The sequence below is a fragment of the Pseudomonas sivasensis genome, from assembly GCF_013778505.1.
Lineage (GTDB): Bacteria > Pseudomonadota > Gammaproteobacteria > Pseudomonadales > Pseudomonadaceae > Aquipseudomonas > Aquipseudomonas sivasensis.
Genome location: NZ_JAAOWU010000001.1, coordinates 742,068 through 754,705 on the forward strand (window position 1 = coordinate 742,068; position 12,638 = coordinate 754,705).

At 61.6% G+C, this 12,638-nt stretch carries 9 protein-coding genes; 5 read left to right on the forward strand and 4 right to left on the reverse strand.

Features of this window, described 5'->3' with window-relative positions:
• Nucleotides 1–19: 19 nt before the first annotated feature.
• From G9Q84_RS03420 to G9Q84_RS03435, 4 genes are all read left to right on the forward strand, one after another.
• Nucleotides 20–1,339: an OprD family porin gene (locus G9Q84_RS03420; protein WP_181642887.1), complete on the forward strand. Its 1,320-nt coding sequence runs from the start codon at nt 20–22 to the stop codon at nt 1,337–1,339.
• Nucleotides 1,340–1,679: 340 nt separating this feature from the next.
• A complete protein-coding gene (locus G9Q84_RS03425; RefSeq protein WP_032886055.1) occupies nt 1,680–2,354 on the forward strand; it encodes a heavy metal response regulator transcription factor in 675 nt (224 codons plus the stop codon).
• Complete coding sequence (locus G9Q84_RS03430) at nt 2,351–3,736, forward strand: heavy metal sensor histidine kinase (RefSeq protein WP_181642888.1); 1,386 nt, start codon at nt 2,351–2,353, stop codon at nt 3,734–3,736. The genes G9Q84_RS03425 and G9Q84_RS03430 overlap by 4 nt, the downstream gene beginning before the upstream one ends.
• 33 nt (nt 3,737–3,769) lie before the next feature.
• Nucleotides 3,770–4,027 carry a hypothetical protein gene (locus G9Q84_RS03435; RefSeq protein WP_181642889.1) on the forward strand — a complete coding sequence of 86 codons (258 nt, stop codon included), beginning with the start codon at nt 3,770–3,772 and terminating at the stop codon, nt 4,025–4,027.
• Nucleotides 4,028–4,054: 27 nt separating this feature from the next.
• Here the strand turns inward: G9Q84_RS03435 and G9Q84_RS03440 are convergent, their stop codons facing one another.
• From G9Q84_RS03440 to G9Q84_RS03455, 4 genes are all read right to left on the reverse strand, one after another.
• The gene (locus tag G9Q84_RS03440; RefSeq protein WP_095183747.1) at nt 4,055–7,189 is read right to left on the reverse strand and encodes a CusA/CzcA family heavy metal efflux RND transporter; all 3,135 of its coding nucleotides are present in this window, start codon (nt 7,187–7,189) and stop codon (nt 4,055–4,057) included.
• 18 nt (nt 7,190–7,207) lie between these two features.
• Nucleotides 7,208–8,314 carry an efflux RND transporter periplasmic adaptor subunit gene (locus G9Q84_RS03445; RefSeq protein WP_181642890.1) on the reverse strand — a complete coding sequence of 369 codons (1,107 nt, stop codon included), beginning with the start codon at nt 8,312–8,314 and terminating at the stop codon, nt 7,208–7,210.
• A gap of 18 nt (nt 8,315–8,332) precedes the next feature.
• The gene (locus tag G9Q84_RS03450; RefSeq protein ID WP_181642891.1) at nt 8,333–9,553 is read right to left on the reverse strand and encodes a TolC family protein; all 1,221 of its coding nucleotides are present in this window, start codon (nt 9,551–9,553) and stop codon (nt 8,333–8,335) included.
• 185 nt (nt 9,554–9,738) lie between these two features.
• Entirely contained in the window at nt 9,739–11,028 is a 1,290-nt protein-coding gene (locus G9Q84_RS03455) for an MFS transporter (protein WP_032886045.1), read from the reverse strand.
• Nucleotides 11,029–11,213: 185 nt separating this feature from the next.
• Here G9Q84_RS03455 and G9Q84_RS03460 point away from each other — a divergent pair, with 185 nt between their 5' ends.
• Nucleotides 11,214–12,632 carry a short-chain fatty acid transporter gene (locus G9Q84_RS03460; protein WP_032886043.1) on the forward strand — a complete coding sequence of 473 codons (1,419 nt, stop codon included), beginning with the start codon at nt 11,214–11,216 and terminating at the stop codon, nt 12,630–12,632.
• The last annotated feature ends 6 nt before the right edge of the window (nt 12,633–12,638 follow it).

The following is a 12,638-nucleotide window of genomic DNA, read 5'->3' on the forward strand; positions in this document are numbered from 1 at the left end:
CAATACCGAGGAGCGAAACATGCAGATCCGTTATTACACCCTTCCCCTATCACTGTGCGCCGCTTTACCCCTGGCGGCGGTAGCGGTTGAAGACACGCCCGAAGGGTTTATCGAAGGCAGCAGCCTGAACGTGCTGGCGCGCAATTTTTACTTCAATCGCGATGATCGCAAGGGCCAATCCAGCCCGACCGGCAATGGTTATTCGGAAGCCTGGGCCCAGGGTTTGATCGGTAAATTCGAGTCTGGCTTTACCCAGGGCACAGTGGGGTTTGGCCTGGACGCCTTCGCCATGGTCGGCGTGAAGCTCGACTCGGGCACCGGCCGCAGCGGCGGCAAGGGCTCGTTCGGCGTGATGCCGGTGGACAGCAACAACCATCCCGAAGACAGCTACAGCAAAGTGGGCGGCGCGGCGAAACTGCGCGTATTGGACACGGTGATCAAGGCCGGCGACGTGTTCCCGCTTACGCCGGTGGTGGCCTACGGCGATTCAAGGGTGCTGCCGGAAAGCTTCCGTGGCGTGACCGCGCAGAACACCAGCCTGGAAGGCCTGACCTTGCAGGGCGGGCGCCTGAGCGGCATGAGCCAACCGGCTGAAAGCGGCATGAACAAAGGCTTTGCAACGTTTTACGCAGGCCCCGTGGACTCGCCCTGGATCGCCTATGGCGGCGGCGATTACCAGCTCAACAAACACCTCAGCCTAAGCCTCTATAGCAGCCGACTCAAAGACGCGTGGAACCAGTATTACGCGGGCAGCGCGGCCAGTTACCCGCTGAGCGACGACGTCTCGTTGTTCGGCGACGTCAACGTCTATAAGGCTGTGGACGAAGGTAAAAAACTGCTCGGTGAATTCGATAACACCATCTGGAGCGCCCGACTCGGAGTGAAGGTCGGCGCCCACAGCCTGGCCGTGTCCCATCAACGCAACAACGGCGATGACGACTTCGACTACCTGCGCAACTCGGACTCGATCTTCCTCAACAACTCGATCCAGTACAGCGACTTCAACTCGCCCAAGGAACGCTCGTGGATGGTTCGCTATGACCTGGACATGCAGGCCTTCGGCATCCCCGGCCTGTCGTTCATGACCCGCTACGCCAAAGGCACCGGCGCCGATTACAGCAACGCCAACGCGGTGTACATGCGCCGCGATTCAGCCGGCGATCCGCTCACCGATCAACGCCGATGGGAGCGGGATATCGAAGCCAAGTACGTGGTGCAAAGTGGCAACTTGAAAGATCTGTCGCTCAGGCTACGCCAGGCCACCGTGCGTTCAAGTGCGTTCGAGTCGGACCTGGAAGAAGTTCGCGTGATTATCGAGTATCCGTTGGCCGTGCTCTAGGTGTTCCACTTACATTCAGTTGCCGATGCCGTACATCTGTTCACAAGTTGAAGTCTGTCAGAACTGTAATATCGGCCCCACCTTCTCGTTAAGTTGCACTTTTTATACTGCACATCGAACACACTTCATCTCTGCAGCTTTTGTGTAGCTCCTTTGGAACAGAGATGAATTTTTACGCCCCATCTGGGGCGTTTTTTTTGTGCGTGTGTTCAGCGACGAATCGTCGCAGCGGCCTGGGCTGCCTTGACCCTAAAGCTACTTCAGGCTTCAGAGTTTTCCTATAGATCCCTCAGAGCCTCTATGAGGCCATCTCCTTTCGTTTCCTTGAAGGTAAATCCCCATGCGTATCCTTGTGGTTGAGGACGAGCAGAAAACCGCCGATTACTTGCAGCAAGGCCTGACCGAAAGCGGTTACGTCGTCGACTGCGCCGCCAGCGGCATCGACGGTCTGCACCTGGCCAGGCAAAACACCTATGAACTGGTGATCCTCGACGTCAACCTGCCCAACACCGACGGTTGGGAAGTGCTGGAGCAACTGCGCCGTGAGGGCAATCAGCGCGTGATGATGCTCACAGCGCGCGGGCGCCTGGCCGATAAGATCAAGGGCCTGGACATGGGCGCCGACGATTACCTGGTCAAACCCTTCGAATTTCCCGAGTTGCTCGCCCGCGTGCGCACCCTGCTGCGGCGCAGTGAACATATCCCGCTGCCGGAGGTGCTGCGCGTCTCGGACCTGGAGTTGGACCCACGCCGGCATCGTGCCTATCGCGGCAACCGGCGCATCGACCTGACCACCAAGGAGTTCGCCCTGCTGCATGTGCTGATGCGCCAGACCGGCGAGGTGATGACCCGCACGCAGATTATTTCCCTGGTGTGGGACATGAACTTCGATTGCGACACCAACGTGGTGGAAGTCTCCATCAGCCGCCTGCGCGGCAAGGTCGATGACCAGAGCGAGGTCAAGCTGATCCACACCATTCGCGGCGTGGGTTATGTGCTGGAAGCGCGCCAATGAAGACCAGCAGCCTATCGATGCGCCTGGGCCTGACGGTCAGCCTGATGGGCGCGGGGCTGGTCGTACTGCTCGCCACCCTCGCCTACCTGGCCCTGACCCACGAATTGGAAAACCTCGCGCGCAAAGGCCTGGAAAACAAGATGGAGCAGTTGGAACACAGCCTGCGCCAGGATTTAAAACCCCACGACATCGCCGCCCGCCCTCACTCGTTGCTGGACCTGGTGATGGGCCACGACAACATCTACCTGACCATCACCGGCACCCAGCCTAACGCGCCGGTGCTGCTCAGCGTTGGCGCCAAACCTCAGCAGCCGCTGTTGCTCGACGCCCCCGCCGGCAAAAACCTGGCCTACGTGAATTGGGTGGACGGTCGCGACAATCGCATCCTCACCGCCACCCACGTGATGCCCTTGCGCGGCGGCGAGTATGTGCGGGTATTGCTGTCGCTGGACCGCTCCGACGATGAAGCGTTACTCAGCGCCTACCTGCGCTCCACGGTGATCGCCTTGCCGTTGTTGTTGATCCTGATCGGCATGGGCGCCTGGTGGCTGGTGCAACGCGGCTTGGCGCCATTGAAGCAGTTCAGCCATGTGGCGGCCCAAGTCACCACCCAGGACCTGACCCATCGGTTGTCTGTGGATAACCTGCCCAAGGAACTGGGCGAGTTGGCACAAGGTTTCAACGTGATGCTCAATCGCCTCGATGCCGGGGTGCAGCAGCTGTCGCAATTCTCCGACGACCTGGCCCACGAACTGCGCGCGCCGTTGACCAACCTGATGGGCAAGGCCCAAGTGACCCTGTCCCGCGAGCGCCCTTCGGACGAGTACAAAGCCGGGCTGGAATCCTGCACCGAGGAAATGGAACGCCTGTCGCGCATCGTCTCCGACATGCTGTTTCTCGCCCAAGTCAGCCACCCGGCGGCACGGGCCGGGTTTGGCGCGGTGTCACTGGGGGACGAAGCGCAGCGGGTGATCGAACTGTTCTCCCTGAGCGCCGAGGACAAGCAGGTCACCCTGAGCCTGCGCGGCGACGCGTGGGTGAACGGGGATCGCCTGATGATCCAGCGCGCTATCTCTAACCTGCTGTCCAACGCGATCCGCCACACGCCCAGCGGCGCCAGCGTGTTGCTGCTGGTGGAAACCTACGACCAGAGCGTGGCGCTGTCGGTGGGCAATCCCGGCCGAGGCATCGAAACGCAGCACCTGCCGCACTTGTTCGAACGTTTCTACCGCGCCGACAGCAGTCGCACCCGCGCCGAAGGCGGCACCGGGTTGGGACTGGCCATCGTGCAATCGATCATGCACCTGCACCAAGGGCACGCCGACGTCAGCAGCCAACCAGGGTGCTTTACGCGGTTCAGACTGGTGTTTCCCCTTCCTTGAACACGCCGTTTTTTAGTGATCAGGCTTGTTGTGGTGACCGGGCTTATTGTGGTCACCGCACTTGTTGTGGTGAGCGGGATTATTGTGGTCACCGCACTTGTTGTGCCGATCGAGCTTATTGTGATCACCGCACTTATTGTGCCGAGCGGGATTATTGTGGTGAGCGGGCTTGCCCCGCGCTGGGCTGCGAAGCAGCCCCAAAAACAGGCGCTGCGGTTTGTCTTGAAAACCTCGGTAGCCGGATTGGGGCCGCTTCGCAGCCCAGCGCGGGGCAAGCCCGCTCACCACTGACACCACAGAAACCCCGCTTCAACTACTTCAACCATTGCCCTCTTCTTTGCGATGCGCCCACTGATACAACGCCGGCAACACCAGCAAGGTCAGCAACGTCGAAGAAATAATCCCCCCGATCACCACTGTCGCCAGCGGCCGTTGCACCTCGGCCCCGGTGCCGGTGGCCAGGGCCATGGGGATAAATCCGAGGGACGCCACCAGCGCGGTCATCAACACTGGGCGCAGTCGGGTAAGAGCGCCTTCGTTGATCGCCACCGACAATGAGCGCCCTTCCTCGCGCAGGTTGCGGATAAACGCAATCATCACCAGGCCGTTGAGCACCGCCACACCGGACAACGCGATAAAGCCCACCCCTGCCGAGATCGACAGAGGAATATCCCGCAGCCACAAGGCCATGATCCCACCCGTCAACGCGAACGGAATGCCTGTAAACACCAGCAGCCCGTCCTTGAGGTTGTTGAACATCATAAACAGCAAGCCGAACACCAGCAGCAATGCCACCGGCACCACGATGCGCAAGCGCTCGGAGGCTTCCTTGAGCTGTTCGAACTGGCCGCCCCAGGTGGTCCAGTAGCCCGCCGGTACTTTCACCTGATCGGTGATGGCCGCTTCGGCCTCTGCCACAAACGAACCAATATCGCGCCCACGCACGTTGGCGCTGACGATCACCAGGCGCTTGCCGTTCTCGCGGCTGATCTGATTCGGACCGAGCACCAGGTCCAGGCTGGCAACTTGGGACAAGGCAATAAAACCCAGTTGCCCGGAGGCCAGCGCCGGCACCGGGATCAGCAGCCGCGACAGTCCGTCGATATCGGTGCGCAGGGCGTCGGACAAACGCACAACCATGTCAAAACGGCGGTCGCCTTCATACAACGTACCGGCCTGGCGCCCACCGACGGCCACCGCAATAGTGTCCTGCACATCACCGACATTCAGGCCAAAACGCGCAGCCTTGTCGCGGTCGATATTGATGGTCAGCACCGGCAAACCGGAGGTCTGTTCCACCTTCACTTCCGAGGCGCCATCAAGCTTCTGCAAGGTCTCGGCGATTTCCCCGGCGGTCTTGTTCAACACCGCCATGTCATCGCCAAACACCTTGACCGCCACATCACTGCGTACCCCAGAGATCAGCTCGTTGAAGCGCAGTTGGATCGGTTGCGACAGTTCATACGCGCTGCCGGGCACGATCGCACTGGCGCGCTGAATGTCCGCAATCAGCGTTTCGCGGGTTTTGTCCGGATCGGGCCATTGGTCCTTGGGTTTAAGCATCACGTAGCTGTCGGAAATATTCGGCGGCATCGGGTCAGAGGCGATTTCTGCGGTACCGGTGCGCGCAAACACCCGCTCGATTTCCGGCACCTGGGCCATCAATACTTTCTCAAGTTGCTGCTGCATCTGCACCGATTGCGTGAGGCTGGTGCCGGGCACACGTAGGGCCTGTTGGGCGAAATCGCCCTCGCTGAGGCTGGGGATAAATTCACTGCCCATGCGGCTGGCCACCGCGCCCGAACCAACGATGGTCAGCAGCGCCAGACCGAACACCAGCGGACGGCGCGTCATCACCCAATCCAGCACCGGCGCGTAGACCCGGCGTGCGCTGCGCATCACCAGGTTTTCCTCTTCCTTGACCTTGCCGGTGACAAACAGCGCAATCGCCGCCGGTACGAAGGTCACCGACAGAATCATCGCGCCCAGCAGGGCGATCACGACAGTGAAGGCCATGGGGTGGAACATCTTCCCGGCCACACCGGTGAGGGCGAAGATCGGCAGGTAGACGACCATGATGATCAACTGCCCAAAGATCAACGCACGCCGTGCCTCCTTGGCGGCGGCGAACACTTCGTGCAGGCGCTCGCTGCGGGTCAACAGACGGCCGTGGCGCTGTTGCGCGTGGGCCAGGCGGCGGATGGCGTTCTCGACGATCACCACCGCGCCGTCGACGATAATGCCGAAGTCCAGCGCGCCGAGGCTCATCAGGTTGGCGCTGACTTTGTTGGTGAACATGCCGGTGAAGGTGAACAGCATCGCCAGGGGAATCACCATCGCGGTGATCAACGCCGCCCGGATATTGCCCAGGAACAGAAACAGCACCGCGACCACCAACAGCGCCCCCTCAAAGAGGTTCTTCTTTACCGTGGCAATGGCTTTTTCGACGAGGTTGGTACGGTCGTAGACCGTCACCGCCACCACGCCTTCGGGCAGCGAGCGGTTGATGTCTTCGAGTTTTTTCGCCACGGCCTGGGACACGCTGCGGCTGTTTTCGCCGATCAACATAAACACCGTGCCCAGCACCACTTCACGGCCGTTTTCCGTGGCGGCGCCAGTGCGCAGTTCACGGCCGATCTCGACCTGGGCCACATTACGCACGCGAATCGGCGTGCCGTCCGCAGACGTGATGACGATATTGGCGATGTCATCAATGGACGCCAATTGCCCCGGTGCGCGGATCAGCAGTTGCTCGCCACTGCGCTCGATATAACCGGCGCCGACGTTGGCGTTGTTGCGCTCCAGCGCGGTGACGAGATCGTTCAAAGTCAGGTTGTAGGCCGCCAAACGCTTTGGATCTGGGGCGATCTGGTATTCCTTGGCAAAGCCGCCGATGGTGTTGATCTCGGCCACGCCGGGCACGTTGCGCAGTTGCGGCTTGATAATCCAGTCCTGGATCACCCGCAGGTCCGTCGGCGTGTAAGGCGTGCCGTCGTCCTTGAGCGCGCCGTCCTTGGCTTCCACGGTCCACAGGAAGATTTCCCCAAGCCCGGTGGAGATCGGTCCCATCGCCGTTTCGATGCCGCTGGGCAATTGCTCGCGCGCGACTTGCAAGCGTTCGTTGACCAATTGACGGGCGAAGAACAGATCGGTGCCGTCCTTGAAAATCACCGTGACCTGGGACAAGCCGGAGCGCGACAGCGAACGCGTCTGCTGCAAACCCGGCAGACCGGCCATCGCAGTTTCGATGGGAAAAGTAATGCGCTGCTCGGTTTCCAATGGCGAGAAACCAGCCGCCGCCGAGTTGATCTGTACCTGCACGTTGGTGATGTCAGGCACCGCGTCTATGGGCAATTTCTGATAGCTGGCGATGCCGACACCGGCCATCAACAGCACCGCCAGCAGCACGATGATGCGCTGCTCAATGGCGAATTGGATAAGGCGCTCAAACATGGGGAATCACTCGCAGGATCAATGGGCGTGCTCGGCCGAGCCTTTGCCCAGTTCGGACTTGAGGATGAAGCTGCCGACCGTGGCCACCTGCTCGCCGGCGTCCAGCCCCTGGCGCACTTCGACGTAGCCGTTTTCACTGACGCCCAATTCAAGATGGCGAGTGATAAAACCGTCCGGGGTGCGCACGAACACCGAGGGTTTGTCCTCGACGGTCTGGATCGCTTCCTGCGGTACGGTGACCTTGGCATGGGCGGTGTCCGTGGCCAGTTGCACCGTGACAAACAGCCCAGGGCGCCAGGCATCGTCAGGGTTGGGCACGCTCACGCGCACGGTGGCGGTGCGCGTTTGCTCGCCGAGTAGATTGCCGACGTAGGCCACGGTGCCGCGCACGTGGGTACCCATTTCCGTGGAACTGACGGTCACCGGTTTGCCGATGCGAACCTTGTTCAAGTCCTTGGGAAACACGCCGAAGGTGACCCACACCTGGGACAAGTCCGAGAGGGTAAAGGCGTTACTGGTTTCGCTCACGACCTCGCCAACACCGAGGTGTTTTTCAACCACCACACCGGCGAACGGCGCACGCAGCTCATACCGATTGCCGCCGACCAACACCGCACTGCCGCTGAGGGCGGTCATCTTCTGGCGGGCATTGTTCAGCGCGATTTCGGCCTCTTGCAGGGACTGGCGCGCCAGCAGGTAATCCTGCTCGGCGGAGATCTTGTCCTGCCATAACTGGCGCTCACGCTGGAAGGTCGTACGCGCCAGTTCCACCCGGCGCTCGCTGGCAGCCAGCTCGCTGCGCTGGTCAGAAATCTGTTGGCTGGCGATCACCGCCAGCAACTCGCCCGCCTTCACTGATTGACCGAGATTGACCTTCACCGACTCCACAACCCCGGCAGCACGCGGGACGATGTGCGAGGTGCGGTCTTCGTCAAACCGCACTTCTCCCGGCAGCGTCAGCAAAGTACTGATCGGCCTGGGTTGGGCCTGGGCAAGTTGAATGCCGGCAGCCTCGATTTGTTGCGCGGTGAGTTCGAGTGCGCCTTCTTCTTCCTCGGCATTTGCCAGGCTCGACAGCATCAGGCCCAAGGCGACGGCAAGCGCCACGCCGTGTTTTCTATTCATAGGGGACTCCAGAAAAAATCAGAACCGGGCGAGGTCGCCGTAAATCCGCTCGATGCGCAGCCAGGCGTCGGTGGCCTGGGAGGTGGCCGTCAGGTATTGGGTGCGTGCCGCAATCAGGGTGCGCTGGGCGTCGAGCACGTCGAGGAAGTTGAACTTGCCCATCTTGAAGCCACGGGTGGCGGCGTCTACCGCGCTTTGGGCGGCGGGGAGGATCTGTTGGTTGAACGCGCGCACCTCGTTATTGGCGGCTTGCCACAGGTCGAGGGCCTGGCGGGTTTCGGTGCGCAGGCGAAGTTCGGCGGCATTGCGCAGATCGCGGGCCTGATCAGCGCGGCGGGTGGCGGCAAGCACGTTGCCCTGGTTGCGGTTGAACAGCGGGATCGGCATCGACACCCCCACCAGGTTCACGCGCTCGCGCACGCTGGCGTCGTATTGGCTGCCGATGGACACATCGAGATCGGGAATCCGCTGGGCTTTTTCCAGGCCCACATTGGCCTCGTTCTGCAGGATCTGCAGTTCGGCCAGGCGCAGCTCGGTGGTTTGCTCAAGGCGCGCCAGCAATTGCGCAGCGGGCGGCAACGCGGGTGTGGATTGACTTGGCGGGGCGACGGACGCGAAGTCGGCGCTGGCGCTGCCCGTGCTGGCGGCCAGGCGGCGATAGGCGTCGGTAAGGCCGATCTGTGCGCGGTTGAATTCCAGGCGGATTTCCGACAACTGCACTTGCGCGCGCGTGGCTTCCACCGGAGACGACTTGCCTGCGGTGACGCGACCATTGGCGATCACCAGACCACGCTCGGCCAAGGCCAGGGAGCGTTGCGCCAGATCGAGCCGCTCCTGGGCGCGAAGGGCCGCGTAATAGCTGTCGATCACGTCAGTGCGCAGGCTGTTGCGGCGCTGTTCCAGGGTCAGCGCGGCGGCGTCCTGAGTACGGGAAGCGACATCGATGCGTGCACCGCGCTTGCCGCCCAGTTCCAGAGTCTGGCTGAGCTTGACGGTGGTGGTGCGTGAGTCGCGGCGAGTGTCTTCGGCGTCCCAGGAAGCGACCGGATTGGGGATCAGCCCAGCCTGTTGGCGACCACCCGCAGCGATGTCAATTTCCCACTGCGCAGCGGCCAGGTCCGGGTTGTTGGCGAAGGCGTTTTGCAGGGCGCTATCGAGGGTCAGGGGTTGCGCCAGGGCCGCGTTTGCAGCCAACCACAACACTGTCGCCCCCATCAGTTTTTTAACGGAAATTGCCATAACGAGAGTTCCACGGCCATGAAGTCCAAGCGCTGGCAATGTAGCGCTCGCGACTTATCAGGTCGGTGGAGCAAAGATTACAAAATCGACAGCAAGGGCTCTGGGGCGGGCTTTTTCGTTGACGCTGCAAACGACCGTTTCAGTGACCAGGTTGATCAGTGCTCGGGCACGTTCCTAGCTGATCTTCACGCGGCTAACGTGTGACGCTTGCCAAACAGCGCCACACTCGCCACCCCCACCGCCCCCATCACCACGCAATACCCCACGCAAATCCATGGGCTGGTAGGCATTAACGCGATCAGCATCAGCGGTGTGGTGCTCGCCCACAGCGCGTAGGCAATGTTGTAGGTAAAGGAAATCCCCGACACCCGCACCTGCGCCGGAAACAGCCCGACCATCACCGACGGCACCGCGCCCACCACGCCGCAGCTCAAGCCCGCCAAGGCGTACGCCGCGCCCAGCCACACGCCGCCATTGATCAGGCTGGCGTACAACACCGCGATGCCCATTGGCAGCAACAGGCTGTAAACCAGCACCGCGCGCCAGGCGCCGATGCGGTCCACCAGCAGGCCGGCGAGGACGCAGCCGATGTTCAGGAACACGATGCCCAAGGCGCTCAGGGCGAAGGTGTGGCTGGGGCTCATGCCGAAGGTTTTTTGCATCATGGTCGGGGTGATGACGACAAGGACCACCACCGCAGAGGTGAGCACACAAGTGAGGATCATCGCCGGCAACAATACGGCGCGGTGGTCGCGCAGTACGGTGCGCAGGGGCAGTTCGGCAGCGGCTTGGCGGCGGGCCTGCATTTCGAGGAACACCGGGGTTTCGCTGAGCCAGCGGCGCAGCCATACGCCGATCACGCCGAACACACCGCCGAGCAGGAACGGGAAACGCCAGGCGTAATCGAGGATTTCGGCCGGGGTGAAGACTTGCGCCAGCAGCGTGGCCGTCAAGGCACCGAGCAGGTAACCGAAGGTCAGGCCAGCTTGCAGGAAGCCCAACGCATACCCACGGTGATTGCGCGGTGCGTGCTCGGCGACGAAGGTCCAGGCACTGGGCACTTCGCCGCCCACCGCCGCGCCTTGCAGCACGCGCAGCGCCAGCAGGATCAGCGGGGCGAAATAACCGATTTGCGCGTAGGTCGGCATAATCCCGATCAGCAGGCACGGCAGCGCCATCATCAGGATGCTTAGGCTGAACACGCGCTTACGCCCCAGGTGGTCAGCAAAATGCGCCATCAGGATCCCGCCCAACGGGCGCGCCAGGTAGCCGGTGACGAAGATGCCGAAGCTTTGCAGCAGGCGCAGCCACTCGGGCATTTCCGGGGGGAAAAACAGTTGGCTGAGGGTCAGCGCAAAAAACACGAAAATAATGAAATCGTAGATTTCCAAGGCACCGCCCAAGGCGGCCAGGCCCAGGGTTTTGTAGTCGGAGCGGGAAAAACGCTGCGCCTGTGAGGAAAAGGTGGCAGTCATGTAGAGGCTCGGCAGACAAACAAAATGGCGTGCAGGTTATGAGGTGAGCCGAAGGATGGCAATCGCCGCAGATATATTTGTTTTCCTCATGGATCGATGAAGATAACTGCATTCCCATATCAATGGCCGTGGAGGAACATGCGCGAAAACTGCCGCCCTCATAATAAATACAAGAGGTATGACCCGTGGCCGATGCTATCGAAGAAAGCCGCTATGCCCGATTTGCCCTGCGCTGTTCCAACTTCGCCGAACGCTGGTTCCCTGACTCCTGGGTATTTGCAGCCCTCGCGGTGATCATCGTCGCTGTGGCGACCCTGGGAATGGGCGCTGCGCCCACCGAGGCCGCCAAGGCGTTTGGCGATGGGTTCTGGAGCCTGATCCCGTTCACCATGCAGATGGCCTTCGTGGTGATCGGCGGTTACGTGGTCGCCAGTTCGCCGCCGGCAGTGAAACTGATTGACCGCCTGGCGCGCATCCCCAAGAACGGCCGTTCGGCCGTGGCCTGGGTGGCGTTGATTTCCATGGTCGCGTCGTTGCTCAACTGGGGCCTGTCCCTCGTGTTCGGCGGCTTGCTGGTAAGGGCACTGGCGCGGCGTACGGATCTGCGCATGGATTACCGAGCCGCGGGTGCTGCGGCCTATCTGGGTCTGGGCGCGGTGTGGGCACTGGGCTTGTCGTCGTCGGCCGCGCAGTTGCAGGCCAACCCGGCCAGCTTGCCGCCGTCGATTCTGTCAATCACCGGGATGATCCCGTTTACCGAGACCATCTTCCTGTGGCAATCCGGCGTGCTGTTATTGGCGCTGATCGTGGTGTCGCTGATCATCGCCTATGCCACCGCGCCCGGCCCGAACAGTGCCCGTGACGCCAAGGCCTGCGGCGTCGACCCAGCCTTCAACCTGCCCAAGCCGCAAGCACCGACCCGGCCTGGCGAATGGCTGGAACACAGCCCGCTGCTGACCATCTTGCTGGCGCTGCTGGCGGCCGGTTGGCTGTTCCATGAGTTTTCGACCAAACCGGCGATCAGCGCCATCTCGGGACTCAACACCTACAACTTCCTGTTCATCATGGCCGGCGCCCTGCTGCACTGGCGCCCGCGAAGCTTCCTGGATGCCGTGGCGCGCGCAGTGCCGACCACCACTGGGGTGCTGATTCAATTTCCGCTGTACGGCTCGATTGCGGCCCTGATGACGGTGGTTAAAGGCGGCGACGGCCAGACCCTGGCGCACCATATCTCGACCTTCTTCACCTCCATCGCGTCCCACGACACCTACGCGCTGCTGATGGGCGTGTACTCGGCGGTGCTGGGCTTCTTTATCCCGTCGGGCGGCGGCAAGTGGATCATCGAAGCACCGTACGTGATGCAGGTGGCCAATGACCTGCAATACCACCTGGGCTGGGCGGTGCAGATCTACAACGCAGCCGAGGCGCTGCCGAATTTGATCAACCCGTTCTATATGTTGCCGCTGCTGGGTGTATTGGGGCTGAAGGCACGGGATCTGATCGGTTTTTCGTTTGTGCAGTTGCTGGTGCACACACCGCTGGTTTTGTTTTTGCTGTGGGCATTGGGGACAACGTTGAAGTATTTGCCGCCAGTGATGCCGTAGGTCACG

Excerpts from the sequence above, each read along its gene's own strand:
- G9Q84_RS03420 (WP_181642887.1), top strand. The coding sequence starts at position 20 with ATGCAGATCCGTTATTACACCCTTCCCCTATCACTGTGCGCCGCTTTA.
- G9Q84_RS03425 (WP_032886055.1), top strand. The coding sequence starts at position 1,680 with ATGCGTATCCTTGTGGTTGAGGACGAGCAGAAAACCGCCGATTACTTG.
- G9Q84_RS03430 (WP_181642888.1), top strand. The coding sequence starts at position 2,351 with ATGAAGACCAGCAGCCTATCGATGCGCCTGGGCCTGACGGTCAGCCTG.
- G9Q84_RS03440 (WP_095183747.1), bottom strand. The coding sequence starts at position 7,189 with ATGTTTGAGCGCCTTATCCAATTCGCCATTGAGCAGCGCATCATCGTG.
- G9Q84_RS03445 (WP_181642890.1), bottom strand. The coding sequence starts at position 8,314 with ATGAATAGAAAACACGGCGTGGCGCTTGCCGTCGCCTTGGGCCTGATG.
- G9Q84_RS03450 (WP_181642891.1), bottom strand. The coding sequence starts at position 9,553 with ATGGCAATTTCCGTTAAAAAACTGATGGGGGCGACAGTGTTGTGGTTG.
- G9Q84_RS03455 (WP_032886045.1), bottom strand. The coding sequence starts at position 11,028 with ATGACTGCCACCTTTTCCTCACAGGCGCAGCGTTTTTCCCGCTCCGAC.